Origin of the sequence: Arenimonas maotaiensis (assembly GCF_014638745.1) — a bacterium.
Taxonomy (GTDB): Bacteria; Pseudomonadota; Gammaproteobacteria; order Xanthomonadales; family Xanthomonadaceae; genus Arenimonas; species Arenimonas maotaiensis.
This window is the reverse complement of sequence record NZ_BMFO01000001.1, coordinates 491,447-510,936: the sequence shown is the minus strand read 5'-3', so window position 1 is coordinate 510,936 and position 19,490 is coordinate 491,447. Positions and strand designations below refer to the sequence as shown.

Here is a 19,490-nt window from a genome sequence, read left to right as displayed (position 1 = left end):
TGACTGTCCGGCGCCGGCCGCGATGACTTATCATGGGCAACCGCATTGCTTCCGCCCTGAATTCCTTATCTATGCCGCCCAGCGCCAGTCCCAGCCCCTGGATCGTCCTCAAGTTCGGCGGCACCTCGGTTTCGCAGCGTCACCGCTGGGACACCATCGGCACGTTGATGCGCGCGCGCGCCGCCGACGAGGGCGGCAAGGTGCTGGTGGTGGTCTCGGCGCTGTCGGGGGTCACCAATCTGCTGCAAAGTGGCATTGATCGCGCCGACAGCCCGCCGTATCTGGCCGAATTGCTGGCGCAACTCCGCGCCCGCCATCTGGATTTCGCCGCCGAGCTCGGCCTGGACGGAGAGACGGTGCTGGCCGGCCGCTTGGCCGAACTGCAGCACCTGCTGCACGATCCGCGCCGGGACACGCGCGTCTTCCACTGGCAGGCCGAGCTGCTGGCGCAGGGCGAACTGCTGTCGTCCACCCTCGGCGTGGCCTACCTCGCCAGCCAAGGCCTGCCGGTGGCTTGGCTGGACGCCCGCGACTGGCTGACGGCGGTGCCCTTGCCGAACCAGAGCGCCTGGGCCGCGCGGCTCTCGGTGTCCTGCGATTACGCCGGCGACGCCGCCTGGCGCGCGCGTTTCGAATCCAATCCGCCGCTGCTGATCACCCAGGGCTTCATCGCCCGTGCCGCCGACGGCGGCACCGCCATCCTCGGCCGCGGCGGTTCGGACACCTCGGCCGCGTATTTCGGCGCCTTGCTGCGCGCGCGCCGGGTGGAAATCTGGACCGACGTGCCCGGCATGTTCAGCGCCAATCCGCGCGCGGTGCCGGACGCCCGCCTGCTCAGCCGTCTGGAATACCAGGAGGCGCAGGAAATCGCCACCACCGGCGCCAAGGTGCTGCATCCGCGCTGCATCCATCCCTGCCGCGACATGAACGTGCCGCTGTGGATCCGCGACACCGGCCGCCCGGACATGCCAGGCACCTGCATCAGTCGGAGCGCCGAGCCGCAGACCGGCGTCAAGGCCATCAGCACCCGCAGCGGCATCGTGCTGGTGTCGATGGAGTCGATCGGCATGTGGCAGCAGGTCGGCTTCCTAGCCGACCTGTTCGCCTGCTTCAAGGACCACGGCCTGTCGGTCGACATGATCTCGACCTCGGAGACCAACGTCACCGTCTCGCTCGACCCGTCCGACAACCTGATGAACTCCAACGTGCTCGACGCGCTGTGCGCCGACTTGGCCAAAGTCTGCCGGGTCAAGGTCATCACCCCGTGCTCGGCGGTGACCTTGGTCGGCCGCGGCATGCGTTCGATGCTCGACCGGCTGACCGAGATCTGGGCCGAGTTCGGCCGCGAACGCGTGCATATGGTGTCGCAGAGCTCGAACGACCTGAACCTGACCTTCGTGGTCGACGAAGGCGTGGCGCACGACCTGCTGCCGACCCTGCACGCGCTGCTGATCGAGTGCGGCGCGATGCCGGTCGAACAATCGGCGGTATTCGGCCCGAGCTGGCGCGCCATCGCCGAGCCGGCCGTTGCCGAGCCCGTGTCCTGGTGGCAGGCCGCGCGCGAGGCCCTGTTGCAGGAGGCCGCTGCCGGCACGCCGGCGTATGTCTACCATCTGCCGACCTTGCGTCGGCAGGCCCGCGCCTTCGCCGGCATCGACGCGCTGGAGCGCCGCTTCTATGCGGTCAAGGCCAACGCGCATCCGGCGGTGCTGACGGCGCTGGCCGAGGAAGGCTTCGGCTTCGAGTGCGTGTCCTTGCCCGAACTGCAACACGTGCGCCGGACATTGTCGGATTTGCCGGCCGGGCGCCTGTTGTTCACGCCCAGCTTCGCCAGCCGCGCCGAGTATGCCGGTGCGTGCGATTCGGCCGACTGGTTGACGCTCGACAGCCTGTATCCGCTGCGGCACTGGCCCGAGCTGTTCGCCGGGCGCCGCTTGGTGCTGCGCATCGATCCGGGTTACGGCCTGGGCCATCACGCGCACGTCAAGACCGGTGGTCCGGAAGCCAAGTTCGGCCTGGCGCTGGACGACGTGTCCGCGTTCGTCGAGGCCGCGCGCGTCATCGGCGCCGAGATCGCCGTGCTGCACGCGCATGTCGGCAGCGGCGTGCAGGACGCCGGCCACTGGGCGCAGCTGTTCGCGCAGCTGGCGCACGTCGCCGACGGCATCGGTACCGTGGCGGCAATCAACGTCGGCGGCGGCTTGGCGGTGCCATACCGCGACGGCGAAGCCGAATTCGATATCGCCGCTTTGGCCGCGGCCTTGGCCGAGGCCCGCCGCCAATGGCCGCAGTACGCTCTTTGGATGGAGCCGGGCCGCTACCTGACGGCGCAGGCCGGCGTACTGCTGGCCCGCGTCAGCCAGGTGGTCGACAAGCTCGGCGTGCGTCGCATAGGACTCGACGCCGGCATGAACGCGCTGATGCGGCCGGCGTTGTACCAGGCCAAGCACCGAATCGTGAATCTGAGCCGCATCGGCGATGCCGACGGCCCGCGCGTCGATGTGGTCGGACCGATCTGCGAGTCGACCGATGTGCTGGCCCGGCAGGTCACCTTGCCGGCCGATACCGCCGAAGGCGACGTGCTGCTGATCGACACCGCCGGCGCCTACGGCTTCGTCATGGCCAACCACTACAATCTGCGCGACTTGCCGCGCGAGGTGATCTTCGATGTCTGAGTACCTGTTCGACCGCGCGGCGATCACGCGCTTCCATTTCACCGGCTGCCATTTCGACGCCGCCACCGGCACGGCCCGGCTCGACTACGCCTTCGACACCGGCGGCGTGTTCAGCGAGACTCTGGTGTTTCCCGGCGCGCCGTTCGCGCTCGATGGCGCACGCGAGCGTGCGGTGCAGGCCGCGTTGCGTACTTTGCACCTGATCGCCGGCGTCAGTTACTACAAGGCCGCGGTGCCGGAAACCATCGTGCTCGACAGCTACGCCATCGACGCCGACACCGCCGCGCTGCTGACCGGCATCTACGAAAACGGCTTGGGCGAGTTCGCCTACCGCAACGGCCTGAGTCTGCGCGGCCGCATCCGCTTCCCGGCTTCGGACGCGGTTGAAGAGGCTGCGCCCGCGCTCGGTCTGGCGCGCCATGCGCTGGTGGCCATCGGCGGCGGCAAGGATTCGTTGGTCTCGATCGAGTCGCTGCGCCGTCTGGGCGTGCCGCAGACGGTGACCTGGATCGGTCCGGCGCCGCTGATCCGTTCCTGCGCCGAGCGCACCGGCCTGCCGCTGTACAACATCAGCCGCACGCTGGCGCCGGAGCTGTTCGCGATGAACGCGCAGGGCGCGCTGAACGGCCACATCCCGGTCACCGCGGTCAATTCCGCCATCCTGACGCTGGCCGCGGTGTTGCACGGCTTCGACCAGGTGGTGTTCTCCAACGAGCGCTCCGCCAGCTATGGCAGCCTGATCGAGGGCACCGGCGAGGTCAACCACCAGTGGTCGAAGGGCTGGGATTTCGAGCGCGGTTTCGCCGCGCACGCCAAGCGCCACATCGCCGCCGATTTGAACTACTACTCGCTGCTGCGGCCGTTCTCGGAGCTGGCGGTGGCGCGCCAGTTCGCCAAGACCGATTTCTACGACGCGCACTTCTCCAGCTGCAACCGCAACTTCCACATCCTGGGCGAACGTCCGGCGCAGCGCTGGTGCGGGGTCTGCCCGAAATGCCACTTCGTGTTCCTGGCGCTGGCGCCGTTCATGCCCAAGCCGCGGCTGATGACCATCTTCGGCCGCAACCTGCTGGATGAGCCGGCGCAGATCGCCGGCTTCGACGCCCTGCTCGAATACCGGGAACATAAGCCGTTCGAGTGCGTGGGCGAGGGCCGCGAGTCGCGCGCCGCCATGGCCGCGCTGGCCGCCAGCCCGAGCTGGCGCGAGGACGCCATCGTGCGCCGCTTCGCCGAGGAGATCCTGCCGCAGCTGGACGCCGCCGATTTGGCTGTGGCGCCGCTGCTGCGCGCCGAAGGCGGGCATGCCATTCCCGCCGACCTGTGGGAGCCGCTGCGTGACAGCTTTGGCGCTTGAGGGCAAACGCCTGGCGGTCTGGGGCTACGGCCGCGAAGGCAAGGCGGCCTTGGCCTATCTGCGCCGCCGTTATCCGGAGCAACCGGTGACAGTGTTCTGCAGCGAGGCCGAAGCGGAGGCGATCCGCGCCGACGGCGACCCGCTGGTGGCCTGCCATCCGGCGCCGAAGGCCGAAGACCTGGCCGTATTCGACGTGGTGGTGAAATCGCCCGGCATCTCCAAGTACGCGCCCGAGGCGCTGGCCGCCGAGGCGCAGGGCACCCGTTTCGTCGGCGGCACCGCCGTGTGGTTCGCCGCGCATCCGGACGCGCGCTGCGTATGCGTCACCGCCACCAAGGGCAAGAGCACGGTCAGCTCGCTCATCGCGCATCTGCTGCGCAGCGCCGGCCGGCGCACGGCCTTGGTCGGCAACATCGGCCTGCCGCTTTTGGAGACCATGGACTGGCGCGAGCAGCCCGAATTCTGGGTGATCGAGCTGTCCAGCTACCAGACCTTCGAGGCGGTTTCACCGGAAGTCGCGGTGATGCTGAATTTCTACCCGGAGCACCTGGATTGGCACGGCTCGGAAGCCGCCTATTTCGCCGACAAGTCGGCCCTGATCACCCGCACTCATCCGCGCACGGCGGTGCTGAACCGCGAGTCGGCGCCGGTCGCGGCCTTGGCCGCGGAAACCGATGCCGCCGTGCGTTGGTTCAACGATGCCGACGGCTGGCATGCCGACGGCCACCGCCTGCTGCGCGGCGGCGTCGAGGTGATGGACCTGCGCGAATTGCCGATGCCGGGGCAGCATAACGCCGGCAACGTCTGCGCCGCGCTCACCGCCATCGAGGCGCTGGGCCTGGATGCGGCCGCGCTGGCGCCGCATTGCCGCTCGTTCCGGCCGCTGCCGCACCGTCTGCAGACCTTGGGCGAATCCGGCGGCCTGCGCTACGTCAACGATTCGATCAGCACCACGCCGTTCGCCGGCATCGCGGCGCTCGAATGTTTCCGGCAGGAGCCGGTCGCCATCCTGGTCGGCGGTTACGACCGTGGCTTGGACTGGGACGCGTTCGCCGAGTACGTGGCCGCGCATCCGCCGAAGGCAATCATCGCCATGGGGCAGAACGGCCCGCGCATCGCCGAGCGGTTGCGCGCCGTCGCCGATCCCGGATTCGCGTTGTCGGAGGCCGCCGATTTGCCGGACGCCGTCGTCAAGGCGCGCGCGGCGCTGCCGGACGGCGGCGTGGTGTTGCTGTCGCCGGGTGCGCCGAGTTTCGGCGCCTACGCCGATTACGTGGCGCGCGGCCGGCACTTCGCCGAGCTGGCCGGTTTCGATCCGAATGCCATCAGCAAAATTCCTGGGCTGGGCTTGGACTGAGCCGGATTTGATTTTCGGGCGGTTGATGTTCTCGGATTCCGGAATATCCGTGACGGTGGGACTGGGCGGCACGATCCTAATGATTCCGCGCGACCGAATAGTCGGCCAGTTCGAGCAGGGCGCGTTTCCAGTCGCTGTCCGGCACGCCGGCCAGTGCGGCCTTGGCGGCTCCGGCGTGGTGACGCGCGCGATCGATGCTGTAGCGCAGGCTGCCGGCGGCCTCGATCGCGGCCAACACCTCGGGCATCGCCGAGGCGTCGCCTTGCCGGATGATTTCGCGCAGACGCTGTTTCACCGCGTCATCGGCTTCGGCCATGGCGTGGATGACCGGCAGGGTGGCCTTGCCCTCGGCCAGGTCGTCGCCCAGATTCTTGCCGAGCACGGCGGCGTCGGCGCTGTAATCCAGCACGTCGTCGGCGATTTGGAACGCCAGGCCCAGATGCAGGCCGTAGTCGTACAGGTCCTGCTGCAGGCTTTCGCCGGCGCCGGCCAGATGCGCGGCCAGACGCGTGGCGGCGGCGAACAACACCGCGGTCTTGCGCTCGATCACGCCCATGTAGGCGGCTTCGTCGGTGTCCGGATTATGTACATGCAGCAGCTGCAGCACTTCGCCTTCGGCGATGCGGTTGGTGGTGTCGGCCAACACCCGCATCACGTCCATCGAGTCGAGCTCGACCATCAGCTGGAAGCTGCGCGAGTACAGGAAGTCGCCGACCAGCACGCTCGGGGCGTTGCCCCACAATGCGTTGGCGGTCTTGCGTCCACGGCGCAGGTCGGACTCGTCGACCACGTCGTCGTGCAGCAGGGTGGAGGTGTGGATGAACTCGACGATGGCGGCCAGCGCGGTATGGCGGTCGCCGGCGTAGCCCAAGGCCTTGGCGGCCAGCACGGTCAGCATCGGGCGCAGGCGCTTGCCGCCGGCGGCGATGATGTGCTCGGAAATCTGGTTGATCAACAGCACGTCCGAGCCCAGGCGGGCCCGGATCAGGGCGTCGACGGCGGCCATTTCGCCCTTGGCCAAGGCCTGGATGGATTCGATACTCATGAAATCAAATGCTTATAAGCTGCGACTGGCCTCAATTATATGTCTTCCGATGCCGCGGCGCGCGCTTTTCCGACCTTTGCCGAAAGGATTTGGGGGTAGGGGGGCTACGCCGTTATACTTACGATGTCTCCACACCCACTTCGCAAAGGAAACCGCCATGGCTCGTGGCATCAACAAAGTCATCCTCGTCGGCACCGTCGGCAAAGACCCGGAAGTCCGTTATTCGCAGGCCGGCAGCGCCAACGTCACGCTGTCGCTGGCCACCAACGAGAGCTGGAAGGACAAGAACGGCGAGAAGCAGGAGCGCACCGAGTGGCACCGCCTGAAGTTCTTCGGCAAGCTGGCCGAAATCGCCGGCGAGTACGTCAAGAAAGGCCAGCAGCTGTATGTCGAAGGCTCGCTGCGCACCGACAAGTACACCGACAAGCAGGGCATGGAGCGCTACACCACCGACATCATCGTCAACGAGATGCAGATGCTCGGCGGCCGCCCGTCGGGTGAGCGTTCCGGTCCGCCGGCCGAGCGCGGCGGTTGGTCGGACGACGGCTTCAGCACGCCGAAGCCGGCCGCCCGTCCGGCGGCTCCGAAACCGGCGGAAAGCTTCGCCGACAACGATCCGTTCGGCGACGACGTGCCGTTCTGATCGCGGCCGATGCCCATGAAAAAACCGCCCCGAAGGGCGGTTTTTTCATGCCTGCGGTTCAGTACACGTCCCGCCGGTAGCGCCCTTCCGCGGCCAGCCGCTCCAAGCCGTCGGTGCCCAGTTCGGCGCGCAGCACCGCCTCGACGCCGGGTGCCATGCCGTCCAGGCTGCCGCACACGTAAACGGCCGCGCCCTCGTCGATCCAAGCGCGTAGCCGCTGGGTTTCGGCCGCCAACAGCGATTGCACGTAAAGCCGTTCCGGCTGGTCGCGCGAGAACGCCAGGTCGATCCGTTCCAGGAAGCCGTCGGCCTGCAGGGCGCGCAGTTCGGCGTCGAAGTGGAAGTCGTGCGCGGCGCTGCGTTCGCCGAACAACAGCCAGTTCCGGCGTCGGCCGGCGCGTGCGCGGGCCTTGAGCAGGGCGCGCAGGCCGGCGATGCCGGTGCCGTTGCCGACCAGGATCAGCGGCCGGTCGTCGGCCGGCGCATGGAAGCCCGGATTCGACCGGATGCGCAGGGCGATGGCGGAGCCGATCGGCATCCGCTGGCAGAGCGCCCCGGATCCGGCGCCGAGGGTGCCGTCGTGCTTGCGCACCAGACGCACCAGCAGTTCCAGACGTCCATCCTGCGGCAACGAAGCGATCGAGTATTCACGCACCACCGTTTGGCCGGCGGCGGGCAAGCGGATTTCGGCGATGTCGCCGGCCTGCCAGTCCGCGTGCTCTTCCGTCCGCAGCACGATGCGGTATACCGGCGCGCCCGGGCTGCCCGGATTCAGGCACACGCGTTCGACCAGACGCCAGGACGCGAACGCCGGTCCCGACCAGTCGCCGTGCACGCGGGTGCCGCACAGGACCGACAGCCGCTCCTGCCAGGCCTGCAGGGCGAGCGGATCGCCGTCGTCGACCTCGATGGTGTCGAACAGGGCGTGCGCGCCTTGCCGCCGCAACCGGATTTCGATGGCGCGGGCGAAGCCGCAGAACTCGGCGTAATGCCGGTCGCCCAAGGCCAGGATGCCGAAGCGCAACGCCGCCAGCGATGCCGGACCGCCGGTCAGATTCGGCAAAAACGCGCGTGCGGCATCGGGCGCTTCGCCTTCGCCGAACGTGCTTGCCACCAGCAACAGCCGCCGCGTGTTCGACAGCATCGTCGCGTCCAGCGCCGCCAGCGGCCGCACACGTACGCGTTGGCCCGCGGCCCGCAAGGCCGCGGCCGATTGCCAGGCCAGCCGTTCGGCGGTGCCGGTCTGGCTGGCATAGGCGATCAGCAGGGCGTCGTCGCCCTCGGCCTCGTCGCCGACGGCCGCCGCGGCGGCACGGGCGGCGCGCTTCTTGCGCCGACGGTCCAGATACAGCAGCCAGCCGGTCACGGTGAACAGCGGCATCAGCAGACTGGCCAGCATGAACAGCACCAGTCCCGGCAGTCCGAAGAAGCTGCCGCTGTGCAGCGGCAGGATGCCCGCCATCAGCTTTTGTCCGATCGGTTTGTCGGCATACCGTTCGTGCGTGACCACCGCCAGCGTGCCGGCTGCCAACTCCAACCGGTTGTTGGCCCGTTCGTGCGCCGGTTCCGGATCCTGGTAGCTGAACTCCAGCGTCTGCCCCGGTTTCTCCGGCAGGCGCAAGGTGACGTTGGCGTACGACGGCACCGCGGCGTGGAAGGCGCGGAACGCCTCCGCCACACTGGCGGCGGAAGACGAGCCGGCCGAGACATTGGGCACGCCCGCCGCCTGTCCGCCACGGCGCGGGCCTTCGTCAGGCGCCGGTTTGCCGGTCAGGGTGTACAGGCCGTCGCGGTACCAGTCGTATGACCAGTACAGTCCGGTCAGCGACATCAGCAGATAGGCGGCCAGCAACCAAGTGCCGAGCACCGCGTGCAGATGCCAGAGGAAGCTGCGGCCTTTCTGCGCCCAGTCCAGGCGCAACCATGCGCGCCAGTCCAGCCAGCGTCGTGGCCAGCGCAGGTACAGGCCGGACAGGCAGAAGAAGACCAGCGCGACGGTCGAGGCACCGACGATCTGCTTGCCGACCTCGCCGGCCGCCAGCCAGCGGTGGATCTGCATGCTGGTGCGGAAGAAGCCTTCACCCCGCGGCTTGGCCAGCAGACGGCCGTCGTAGGGATCGACGTAGCGGCTTTCGCCGCGCCGGCGGCCGCCCGGCCCAGGCTTGGCGCCGGGCTCCGGCGCGAAGCCGACCTTGGCCGGTTCGGACGGATCGCCGGACAAGCTCAGCGACACCGGTTTCCGCTTGGGTTGCGCGGCCTGGACGCGCGCCAGCAGCTCTTCCGGCGTCAGCACCGTGCGGCCGTCGGCGCGCACGCTCAGCACGCCCGGGTTGAACGCCTTCAGCAATGGCTGCTGGAACGACAGCAGCGCGCCGGTGACGCCGACCGCCGCCAGCACCAGGCCGGCGGTGATGCCGAAGAACCAGTGCAGTTGGAATATCGCGTTCTTGAACATTCTTGGAATCTCTAAGATTTAAATGATAATCATTATCATTATTGACGCGAGAGGTCTGCATTGCAAGCCGGAATTGACTGGACATTCGGGCTCTGCACAAAAAAACCGCCCCTCGGGGCGGCTTTTTCATGGGCAGGTTACGTGGATTCAGGTCTTGTCACGGGTCAGCCGGTTCAGCAGGGGCGAGGCCAGCAGCAGCGCCACACCGGCAATGACGCCGATCCACATCATGTCGCCGAACACGTCAGCGTACACGCCCAAGGCCTTGACCTTGTCGATGCTGCCGTCCGGATTCGGTTCAATCGAGGCCCAGGTGCCCATGCGGCCGGCGATCATCTCGCCGAACGCCGAGAACAGGAACCAGGCGCCCATCATCAGACCGACCACGCGCGGCACCGACAGGGTGGTGACCGCCGACAGGCCGATCGGCGACAGCATCATTTCGCCCACCACCATCAGTGCGTAGGCCAGGATCATCCACCACAGGCTGACCAGCCCGTCGGCGCCCGGCACGCGGCTGGCGAACATCAGGGTGCCGAACGCCAGGCCGAGGAACACCAAGGCCCAGCCGAACTTGGCCGGCAGGCTGGGGTTCAGGCCGTGCTTGTCGAGCTTCGGCCACAGCCAGGCGAACACCGGGCTGAACGCAATCACGAAGATGGCGCCGAACGAGGTGGTCTGGCCGGCGGTCCATTCGACGCCGAAGGTGCTGCGGTCCATCACGCGTTCGGCGAACGCGACCCAGGTGCCGTAGCTCTGTTCGTACAGGCCCCAGAACAGGGCGCTGATCACGATCAGCGCCATCAGCACCAGCATGCGGCCGCGTTCGGCGTTGCTGATGCCGGAGAACAGGAACTTGAAGAACCAGACGAACAGGCCCAGGCCCATCACCACCGCCACCACTTCGGTCATGGTCACTTCATGGCCGCCGGCGATGGCGCCGAGGAAGCCGAAATCGACTTTCATCTGCAGCACCTGCCAGACCGCCGCCACCGAAGCCAAGCCGGCCAGATAGATCCAGACCTCGCGGCTGATACCGGCGATCCATGGCGCGTTAAGCGCGGCCGGGTCCGGGGCCTCGGCTTGCCCGGCCAAATGCTTCTGGCCGAGTATGAACTGCACCAGACCCAGCGCCATCATCACCCCGGCCAAACCGAAACCGTAGCCCCAGCCGATCTTCTCGCCGATGTAGGCGACGATGATCGAGGACAGCGCGGCGCCGACGTTGATGCCCATGTAGAACAGGGTGAAGCCGGAGTCGCGGCGCGGGTCATCGTCGGCGTACAGGCGGCCGACGATGGTCGAGATGTTGGGTTTGAGGAAGCCGACGCCGACCGCAATCAGTGCCAGCGAGGCGTACATGATTTGGATGGCGAAGCCGTCCTGCACCGCCTGGCCGGGAATGCCCTGCGCCGGTGTGCCGTTGTAGGCCATGCCGAGCTGGCCGAGCACCAGCAGCAGACCGCCGAACACCACCGCCTTGCGCATGCCCAGCCAGCGGTCGGCCAGCGCGCCGCCGAGCAGGGGCAGGGCGTAGGCCAGACCGGCGTAGGTGCCGAGCAACAGGTAGCCGTTGTCGTCGGTGAACAGGTGGTATTTGGTCAGGTACAGGAACAGCAGGGCCTTCATGCCGTAGAAGGAAAAACGTTCCCACATTTCGGTCATGAAGCAGACGAACAGGCCTTTGGGGTGGCCGAACAGCTGGTCCTGGGAAGCAAGCGCGGTGGCGGTCATCGAGTGGTTGCTCTAATTTGGCGTGTCGCCAGTATAGCCGCTGTTGGAGTACCATAAAGGCCTTGGTCATCCGAAGGTTTTGTCCTATGCGCGTGCATCCCGTAGCCGGCCTGCTGGCCCTCCTCATCGCGGGGGCTTCGGCCGCCGCCGACAAGACCCCGTTCGACGTGCGGCGGATGGTCGCCCTCGAACGTCTGTCCTCGCCGACCTTGTCGCCCGACGGCCGCTTCGCGCTGTTCGCCGTGCGCCAGGCCGACGTGCCGGCCAACAAGGCCAAGACCGGGCTGTGGATCGAGAATCTGCTGGCGCGCGACGCCGCACCGCCGGTGCGCTTCACCGACGAGGCGCTGAACGTCAATTCGCCGAGTTTCGCGCCGGACGGCAAGACCGTCTATTTCCTGTCGGCGCAATCGGGCTCGATGCAGCTCTGGGCGCAGCCGGTCGGCGGCACGCAGGCCGTGCAGATTTCCGATTACCCGCTCGATATCGGCTCCTACAAGCTCTCGCCCGACGGCCGCCAGATCGCGCTGAGCTTTGAGGTGTTCCCGGATTGCCGTGATCTGGATTGCACCAAGCAGCGCCTGGACGCCAAGGCCGCCGACAAGTCCAGCGGCATGCTGTTCGACCAGCTGTTCGTGCGCCACTGGGACACCTACGCCGACGGCCGCCGCAACCAGCTGTTCCTGGCGCCGATGCCGGCCGCCGGCGGCAAGCTCACCGTCGCCGCCAAGCTCAGCACCGGCATCGACGGCGACATCCCGTCCAAGCCGTTCGGCGACGCCAGCGAGTACGCTTGGTCGCCGGACAGCCGCAGTCTGGTGTTCTCGGTGCGCATCGCCGGCAAGACCGAGGCCTGGTCGACCAACTTCGACCTGTTCCAGGTCGACACCGGCGTGCATGGCCGGTTCCGCCCGCGCAACCTGACCGAAGCCAATCCGGCTTGGGATACCGCGCCGGTGTTCAGCCCGGACGGCAAGACCCTGTATTACCTGGCGATGAAACGCCCGGGCTTCGAGGCCGACCGTTTCGCCATCATGGCGATGGATCTGGCCACCGGCCGCAGCCGCGAAGTGGCGCCGGGCTGGGACCGCTCGGCCGGTTCGTTGTCGGTCAGCGCCGACGGCAAGACCCTGTACGCCACCGCCGACGACATGGGCCAGCATCCGCTGTTCGCCATCGACGCGCGCAGCGGCGCGGTGACGCGCCTGGCCGCCGACGGTTCTGTCAAGGAATACGACATCGCCGCCGGCCGCATCCTGTTCACCCGCGACACCTTGGCCTCGCCGGCGCAGCTGTACCTGATGCCGGCATCCGGCGGCAGCGCGCGCCTGATCAGCGCCAACAACCGCGAAGCGATTGCGGCCACCGCCTGGGGCGAATTCGAGCAGTTCAAGTTCAGCGGCTGGAACGATGAAACGGTGCACGGCTATGTGGTCAAGCCGGCCAATTACGTCAAAGGCCGCAAATACCCGATCGCGTTCCTGATCCACGGCGGCCCACAGGGCAGCTTCGGCAACGGCTGGAGCTACCGCTGGAACCCGCAGACCTACGCCGGCCAAGGCTATGCCGTGGTGATGATCGACTTCCACGGCTCCACCGGCTACGGCCAAGCCTTCACCGACGCCATTTCCGGCCACTGGGGCGACCGTCCGCTGGAAGACCTGCAAAAGGGCTATGCCGCGGCGCTGGCCAAGTACGATTTCCTTGACGAAAGCCGCGCCTGCGCGTTGGGCGCCAGCTACGGCGGCTATATGGTCAACTGGATCGCCGGCAACTGGCCGGAGCCCTGGAAATGCCTGGTCAACCACGACGGCGTGTTCGACAACCGCATGATGGGCTACGCCACCGAAGAGCTGTGGTTCACCGAATGGGAGAACGGCGGCACGCCGTTCGCGGTGCCCGGCAACTACGAGAAGTTCAATCCGGTCAACCATGTCGCGAAATGGCGGGTGCCGATGCTGGTGGTGCAGGGCGAGCTCGACTACCGCATCCCGACCGAACAGGGCCTGGCCACTTTCACCGCGCTGCAGCGCCAAGGCATCGAAAGCCGGCTGCTGGTGTTCCCGGACGAGAACCACTGGGTGTTGAAGACCCAGAACAGCATCCGCTGGCACGACACCGTCAACGCCTGGCTGCGCCGGCACATCGGCGGCGGTGACGCGCCGTGAGCGACGTCGTCGAGCCGTTCAAAGGCCTGAAAGGCAGCCGCAACGACTGCGCCAAATGCTCGATCCAGGTGCTGTGCTTGCCGGCCACCATCAACCCGGACGATTTCGAGCGGCTGAACACCATCGTGCAGAAGCGCCGCCCGCTCAAGCGCGGCGACGTGCTGTTCGCCAGCGGCCAGAAGCTGGAGCACCTCTACGTCGCCCGCGAAGGCGCGTTCAAGTCGGTGGTGTACAACACCGAAGGCGACAGCCAGGTCACCGGCTTCCACCTGCCGGGGGAGATCCTCGGCCTTGATGCCTTGGGCACCTCGAAACACACCTGCGATTCGGTGGCCCTGACCACGGCCGACGTCTGCGAAATCCCGCTCGGCGACCTGGAAAAAGTGGCGGCGCAGGTGCCGAGCCTGCAGCACCAGCTGCTGAAGATCATCGGCCAGACCATCAACCGCGACCAGAAGCACATCGAGATCCTGTCCAAGAAGAACGCGCACGAGCGCATGTCGATCTTCCTGCACCAGCTGTCGGAGCGTTACCGCCAGCTCGGCCGCTCGGGCGAGCGCTTCATGATCCCGATGTCGCGCGAGGATATCGGCAGCCATCTGGGTCTGGTGATCGAGACCGTCAGCCGTACGCTCAGCAAGATGCAGGAAGACGGCCTGATCGAGGTCAACGGCCGCGAGGTCATCATCCGCGATCTGGGTAGACTGCACGTGTTGGCGCACGAAACGGCGCCGCGCAAGAGCGCTTAAGCCAGACTGCGGCAGCCGAGCGCGGCCAGCGCGCCGTGCATCTCCGGCACCCGCATCAACCACGGCGCGGCGGCCGTCAGCGCACCAGCCAACAGCACCAGCAGGGCCATGCCGGCGCGCAGCCGGCGGTTGTCGAGCAGGCCCTGCAGACGGGCGCCGGAATAGCTCATCGCGGTCATCAACGGCAAGGTGCCCAATCCGAAAGCGGCCATCATCAGGCTGCTATGCAGCGGGCTGGCCTCCATCCAGGCAGCCAACAGCACGCTGGTGCTCAGGCCGCAGGGTAGCCAGCCCCAGATCGCGCCCAAGCCCAGCGAGCGCCACAGGCCTGAGGCCGGCAGCGTCGCCTTGGCCTTCGACACCAGACGCCAGAGCGGCGAAGCCAGCGCGTTGGCGAAGGCGAAGCGGCGCGGGAACAGCATGCGCAAGGCAATCAGCATCAACAGCAGACCCATCACGCTGCGTAGCCAGAGCGCCAGGTCGGGAATCCGCACCAGGCCGACGAAAGCGGCGCCGAGCGTGCCGGCCAATAGTCCGGCCAGGGTGTAGCTGCCGATGCGGCCGAGGTTCAGCGCCAACGCATGCGGCAGCGCCGATTCCTTGCCGTGGCCGTTGAGCGAGGCGGCGATGCCGCCGCACATCAACGCGCAGTGCGCGCCGCCGGTCAGTCCGGCCAGCAACGCGGCCGACAGCACCAGGAAATCAACCGGCATCGCCGGATTCCGTCTTGTCCTGGCGCGGTTTGCTGTCGTCGGTCAGAATATCGAGCGCGGCGGCGTCGAGGTTCTCGAACTGGCCCTTGCGCACCGCCCAGAAGAACGCCGCCACGGCCAACGCCAGCAGCACCAGGGAAATCGGAATCAGCGCCAGCAGGATGTTCATGGTTTCACCGAATGGATGCGCAGGGCGTTGAGCGTGACCAGCAGCGAGGAGCCGGCCATGCCGAGCGAGGCATAACCCGGATGCACCACGCCGGACAGCGCGATGGCGACCGCCACCACATTATAGGCGATGGCCCAGCGCAGGTTCTGGCGCATCAAACGCTGCATGTGCGCGCCCACCGCGAATACCTGCGGAATCTGCCGCAGGCGCGAGTTCATCAGCAGGATGTCGGCGTTGGCCTGCGCCAGCCAGGCGCCCGAGCCCATCGCCATCGAGACGTCGGCCTGCGCCATCACCGGCGCGTCGTTGATGCCGTCGCCGACCATCAGAACCCGTCCGCCGGCGGCCTGTAATCCTTTCAGGTAATCGAGCTTGTCCTGCGGCGTGGCGCGCGCGCGCAGCGCGCCGATGCCGAGCGCGGCGCCGGTCTCGCGCACGCGCTCGTTGCTGTCGCCGCTGAGCAGATGGCTGCGCAGGCCGCGCTTGCCCAGCCAGGCTAGGTCGGCCGCGGCGTCGGGTTTGATCGGGTCGTACAGCTGGAACTGCGCCAGCGGCCGGCCGTCACGGCCGAGCCAGACGCCGTCGTCGGGTTGCCCGGGCGCCGCGAAATCGGCTTTGCCGATGCGGTATTCGACGCCGTCCAAGCGGCCGGATACGCCATGGCCGGGTACCGCGCGCAGATCCTCGAACGCGGCCGGCGGACCCTCGAAGCCGTTGAACGCGGCCGCCAGCGGATGCTTCGAGCCGGCTTCCAGGCTATAGGCCAAGCGCAACGCTTCGCTTTCGGTGCAGGAGCCGAATACGGCCATCGACTGCACGCGGGCTTGGCCGCCGGTCAGCGTGCCGGTTTTGTCGAACACCACGTCGGTGACGTTGGCCAGCTTGGACAGTGCGTCGGGCTTCAGCACCAACACACCCAAGCGCGCCAATGCGTCGAAGGCCGAGGATACCGCCGCCGGCACCGCCAGCGACAGCGCGCACGGGCAGGCCGCGACCAGCACCGCCAAGGCCACCGAGAACGCGCGGTCGGAATCGATCCGCCACCAGACGGCGAAGGCGACGGCGGTGACCAGGAACATCACGGTCACGAAGCGCGAGGCCAGCCGTTCGGCCCAGACGTTCTGCACCGGCCGAGCGTTCTGTGCCTGTTCCACCAAGCGCAGGATGTGCGACAGCTGGGTGGCCTGCCCGGTGTGCACGACGCGGATCTCGCCGGCGACGGCGCCGAGCGTGCTGCCGGCCAACAGGGTGTCGCCGCGCCGGCGGGTCTGCAGCGCCGACTCGCCGGTGAGCAGGGCTTCATCGACCTCGACCGCCTCGCTCACCAGCTCGCCGTCGGCCGGTACCGCTTCGCCCGACGGCAGGAACAGTACGTCGCCTGCGCGCACCTGGCCGATCGGGCATTGCTCGCGCACGCCGCCGTTCAGGCGCCAGGCGAAGGCCGGCTGCGCGCGCGCCAACAGGTCGACCTGCGCCCGCGCACGGTTGCGCGCGAAGCGCTCCAGGATGCGCGCCGACAGCAGGAAGAACACGAACATGGCCGAGGCGTCGAACCAGATGTGGTCGCCGCCGACGAGTGTCTGGTACAGGCTGGCGAAGTAGGCCAGCAGGATGCTGCTGGCGGCCAGGGTGTCCATGCCCGGCTGCCGGTGGCGCAGCTCGCGCCACATGCCGCGGATGAATTCGCTGCCGGAGTAGAACACCACCGGCGAGCACAGCAGGAAGGTCAGCCAGCGGAAGAAGTCGCGGGTGGCGACCGACATTTCGCGCGCGGTATCCAGATACAGCGCCTCGGAGAACATCATGGTCTGGGTGGTGACCAACGCCGCCAGGCCGAGTTTCAGCAACAGGCTGTTGCGCTCGCGGCGCTTGGCGCGTTCGTAGTCCTCATTCACCGACAGGTACGGTTTGTAGCCGAGTCCGGCCAGGCGCGCGCACAGCGCCGACAGCCGGGTCTTGCCCGGGTTCCAGCGGATCTCGACGCGGCCGGTGATGGCGTTGGCGTTCACCGCCGCCACCGCCGGATCCTTGGCCAGCGCGTTCTGGATCAGCCAGGCGCAGGCGGCGCAATGCATGCCGTCGGTCAGCAGCGTCACCTGCCGGCCTTCCGGACAGGGTCGGCAGTGCGCGTCGCGCACTTCATCGCGGTCCCAGGCCGAATAATCGAGCGCGGCTTCGTCGACCTTGCCGCCTTGGTTGCGGCGCAGCCGATAGTAATCATCGAGGCCTTCGGCCACGATCCATTGCGCGGCACCGGCGCAGCCGCGGCAACAAAAACGGCGGTTTTCGCCGTCGATCACGGCCTCGACCGGCGCATGGCCCAAGGCCGCCTGGCAATGGAAGCAGGTCGCCGCGTCCTGCATACGCGAATCAGCGCGCCTGGACGGCGGGCGTCAGGGTCAGGGTGCCGGAATCGCTGTAGTCGCCGACCAAGCGCCAGCTGCCGGCGTCATCGGTGACCACCACCTGCGAGGGCACGAACGCGGGCGCCTGCGCCAATACGGCACGGCCTTCGACCAAGGCCACACGCACGTCCATCCGAGCGCTATTGGGATGCACGAACACCACCTGAACAGGCGCCTGCATCAAGCTTGGTGGCGCGGTTTTCAGCTCCAGACGCCAACCGGATGCGCCACGTTCGACCAGCAGATAGCCGTGGTAATCGAGTCGGGTCGCGGCTAGATCCGCGGCGCTGTCGAGCGTCTGGATCTGCGACACCCGCTGCACCGAGGCCGGTACGCCGTCCAGCGGGCCGGAGCGCAGGGCGATGACCAAGGTGGCGATGCCGGCGACGATGGTGGCCAGCGGGATGCCCGCCATCAGCCAGACCATCGGTTCCTGCCAGGCTTTGCGTTGTTCAGTCATGGCAACCGCCGCCGGTGGCGTCGCTCGGGCCGAAGAAGCGGGATTCTTCCTTGACCTTCAGGTCCGATTTCTTGTCGGTCAGCTTGAATTCGATTTCCTTCATGCCGCGGATGCAGTCGGCCGGCGTACGCACCGTGACCGGCAGGGTCAGCACGCTTTCCGGGGCGAGATGGATCGGCAGTTCGTTGATGACCAGTTCGGCGTCGACGTCGCCGACCTCGACGTGCAGGTCGACGTCGAAGTTCTTGCCGGTCTTGTTGATTAGGCGCAGGGTGTAGGCGTTCTCGATGGCGCCGTCTTCGGCGGTGCGGTACAGCTGTTGGTCGCGGATCACGTCGACCAGCAGCGGCTTGCGCAACGCGATGCCGGCCACCGTGCCGACCAGCAACGCCACCAGCAGCAGACCGTAGATGACCACGCGCGGACGCAACAGGCGCACTTTGTGGCCCATCAGCGCGTTGTGGGTGGTGTAGCGCACCAGGCCCTTCGGGTAGCCGAGCTTGTCCATCACTTCGTCGCAGGCGTCGATGCAGGCGCCGCAGGCGATGCACTCGTACTGCAGGCCGTTGCGGATGTCGATGCCGGTCGGGCAGACCTGCACGCAGATGGTGCAGTCGATGCAGTCGCCGAGCTCGGCGGAATCGGCGACCTTGATGTCGATCAGCTCACCGGCGTGGTCGATGATCAGGCCGGTCGAGATCGCGGCGTCGCCGCTGTGCTTGGTCTTGGCGTTGGCGATGACGTACTGGTTGGCCAGGTCCTCGGAAATCAGGCCGCGCTCGCGTTGCAGCACGCTGGTCAGGCTGCCTTTCTTGCGTGCGCCGCGCGGTTCGCCGCGCTTGGCGTCGTAGCTGATGATCAGGGTGTTGCGGTCGAACATCGCGCTCTGGAAGCGCGCGTACGGGCACATGTACTTGCAGACCTGCTCGCGCAGCACGCCGGCGTTGCCCCAGGTGGCGACCGAATAGAAGATCAGCCAGAACACGGCCCAGCCGGAGGCGGTGCCGGCCAGCAGGTCGGCGCACAATTCGCGGATCGGGGTGAAGAAGCCGACGAAGGTCAGGCCGGTCCACAGCGCGAACAGCACCCAGAGCAGGTATTTCGAGCCTTTGCGGCGCAGCTTGTCGGCGCTCCAGGGTGCGGCGTCCAGCTTCATGCGCTGGGCGCGGTTGCCTTCGGTCCAGCGCTCCATCCACATGAACACTTCGGTCCACACCGTCTGCGGGCAGGCGTAGCCGCACCACAGGCGGCCGGCCACGGCGGTGAAGAAGAACAGCGACAGCGCCGCCATGATCAGCAGCAGCGCCAGGAAGAAGAAATCCTGCGGCCAGAACGTCAGCCACAGGATGTAGAACTTGCGCGCCGGCAGGTCGAACAGCACCGCCTGGCGGCCTTCGACCTGCAGCCAGGGCATCACATAGTAGAGGCCGAGCAGGACGTACACCGCGGCGTGCCGGAGCTTCTGGAACAGACCCTCGATCTCGCGCGGGTAGACCTTGCGCTCGGAAACGTACATCGCACCGTCTTCGACGACCTCGCTCGGAATCTTCTGACCCATGGGAT

At 67.4% G+C, this 19,490-nt stretch carries 14 protein-coding genes; 6 read left to right on the top strand and 8 right to left on the bottom strand.

All coding sequences use genetic code 11. The features are described from left to right. The first annotated feature begins 71 nt into the window (after positions 1-71). The 3 genes from IEV56_RS02475 to murD are packed head-to-tail and all read left to right on the top strand — an operon-like array spanning position 72 to position 5,386. Positions 72-2,675: a bifunctional aspartate kinase/diaminopimelate decarboxylase gene (locus IEV56_RS02475; protein ID WP_188447375.1), complete on the top strand. Its 2,604-nt coding sequence runs from the start codon at positions 72-74 to the stop codon at positions 2,673-2,675. Further along, the gene (murL, locus tag IEV56_RS02470; protein WP_188447373.1) at positions 2,668-4,029 is read left to right on the top strand and encodes a UDP-N-acetyl-alpha-D-muramoyl-L-alanyl-L-glutamate epimerase; all 1,362 of its coding nucleotides are present in this window, start codon (positions 2,668-2,670) and stop codon (positions 4,027-4,029) included. Before IEV56_RS02475 ends, murL begins: the two co-directional genes overlap by 8 nt. Beyond that, on the top strand, positions 4,010-5,386 hold the full coding sequence (murD, locus tag IEV56_RS02465; protein WP_425488552.1) for a UDP-N-acetylmuramoyl-L-alanine--D-glutamate ligase: 1,377 nt from the start codon (positions 4,010-4,012) through the stop codon (positions 5,384-5,386). The genes murL and murD overlap by 20 nt, the downstream gene beginning before the upstream one ends. A gap of 76 nt (positions 5,387-5,462) precedes the next feature. Here murD and IEV56_RS02460 read toward each other — a convergent pair whose 3' ends face one another. After that, positions 5,463-6,431 carry a polyprenyl synthetase family protein gene (locus IEV56_RS02460; protein WP_188447368.1) on the bottom strand — a complete coding sequence of 323 codons (969 nt, stop codon included), beginning with the start codon at positions 6,429-6,431 and terminating at the stop codon, positions 5,463-5,465. A 157-nt stretch (positions 6,432-6,588) separates the two neighbouring features. Here IEV56_RS02460 and ssb point away from each other — a divergent pair, with 157 nt between their 5' ends. After that, positions 6,589-7,074, top strand: coding sequence for a single-stranded DNA-binding protein (gene ssb, locus IEV56_RS02455; RefSeq protein WP_188447366.1), 486 nt, complete (start codon positions 6,589-6,591; stop codon positions 7,072-7,074). Between the two features lie 58 nt (positions 7,075-7,132). Here ssb and IEV56_RS02450 read toward each other — a convergent pair whose 3' ends face one another. Both IEV56_RS02450 and IEV56_RS02445 read right to left on the bottom strand, forming a co-directional pair. Beyond that, positions 7,133-9,529 carry a PepSY domain-containing protein gene (locus tag IEV56_RS02450; RefSeq protein WP_188447364.1) on the bottom strand — a complete coding sequence of 799 codons (2,397 nt, stop codon included), beginning with the start codon at positions 9,527-9,529 and terminating at the stop codon, positions 7,133-7,135. A 147-nt stretch (positions 9,530-9,676) separates the two neighbouring features. Beyond that, on the bottom strand, positions 9,677-11,263 hold the full coding sequence (locus IEV56_RS02445; protein ID WP_188447362.1) for a peptide MFS transporter: 1,587 nt from the start codon (positions 11,261-11,263) through the stop codon (positions 9,677-9,679). 86 nt (positions 11,264-11,349) lie between these two features. On the opposite strand from IEV56_RS02445, the gene IEV56_RS02440 reads away from it, so the two are divergent. Both IEV56_RS02440 and fnr read left to right on the top strand, forming a co-directional pair. Continuing rightward, positions 11,350-13,431 (top strand): dipeptidyl-peptidase 5, encoded by a 2,082-nt coding sequence (locus IEV56_RS02440; protein WP_188447360.1) that lies wholly within the window; start codon positions 11,350-11,352, stop codon positions 13,429-13,431. Next, the gene (gene fnr / locus IEV56_RS02435) at positions 13,428-14,180 is read left to right on the top strand and encodes a fumarate/nitrate reduction transcriptional regulator Fnr (RefSeq protein ID WP_188447358.1); all 753 of its coding nucleotides are present in this window, start codon (positions 13,428-13,430) and stop codon (positions 14,178-14,180) included. Before IEV56_RS02440 ends, fnr begins: the two co-directional genes overlap by 4 nt. On the opposite strand, the gene IEV56_RS02430 is transcribed toward fnr, so the two are convergent. From IEV56_RS02430 to IEV56_RS02410, 5 genes are read right to left on the bottom strand one after another with little or no spacing between them, the layout of a single operon-like run. Then, positions 14,177-14,893, bottom strand: coding sequence for a sulfite exporter TauE/SafE family protein (locus IEV56_RS02430; RefSeq protein ID WP_188447356.1), 717 nt, complete (start codon positions 14,891-14,893; stop codon positions 14,177-14,179). The two genes, fnr and IEV56_RS02430, sit on opposite strands and share 4 nt — an antisense overlap. Then, a complete protein-coding gene (ccoS, locus tag IEV56_RS02425; RefSeq protein WP_188447354.1) occupies positions 14,883-15,062 on the bottom strand; it encodes a cbb3-type cytochrome oxidase assembly protein CcoS in 180 nt (59 codons plus the stop codon). The genes IEV56_RS02430 and ccoS overlap by 11 nt, the downstream gene beginning before the upstream one ends. Then, the gene (locus tag IEV56_RS02420) at positions 15,059-17,425 is read right to left on the bottom strand and encodes a heavy metal translocating P-type ATPase (RefSeq protein ID WP_188447352.1); all 2,367 of its coding nucleotides are present in this window, start codon (positions 17,423-17,425) and stop codon (positions 15,059-15,061) included. Before IEV56_RS02420 ends, ccoS begins: the two co-directional genes overlap by 4 nt. A gap of 7 nt (positions 17,426-17,432) precedes the next feature. Further along, on the bottom strand, positions 17,433-17,927 hold the full coding sequence (locus tag IEV56_RS02415) for a FixH family protein (RefSeq protein WP_188447349.1): 495 nt from the start codon (positions 17,925-17,927) through the stop codon (positions 17,433-17,435). Next, positions 17,920-19,485 (bottom strand): 4Fe-4S dicluster domain-containing protein, encoded by a 1,566-nt coding sequence (locus tag IEV56_RS02410; RefSeq protein ID WP_188447347.1) that lies wholly within the window; start codon positions 19,483-19,485, stop codon positions 17,920-17,922. Before IEV56_RS02410 ends, IEV56_RS02415 begins: the two co-directional genes overlap by 8 nt. Positions 19,486-19,490: the final 5 nt, after the last annotated feature.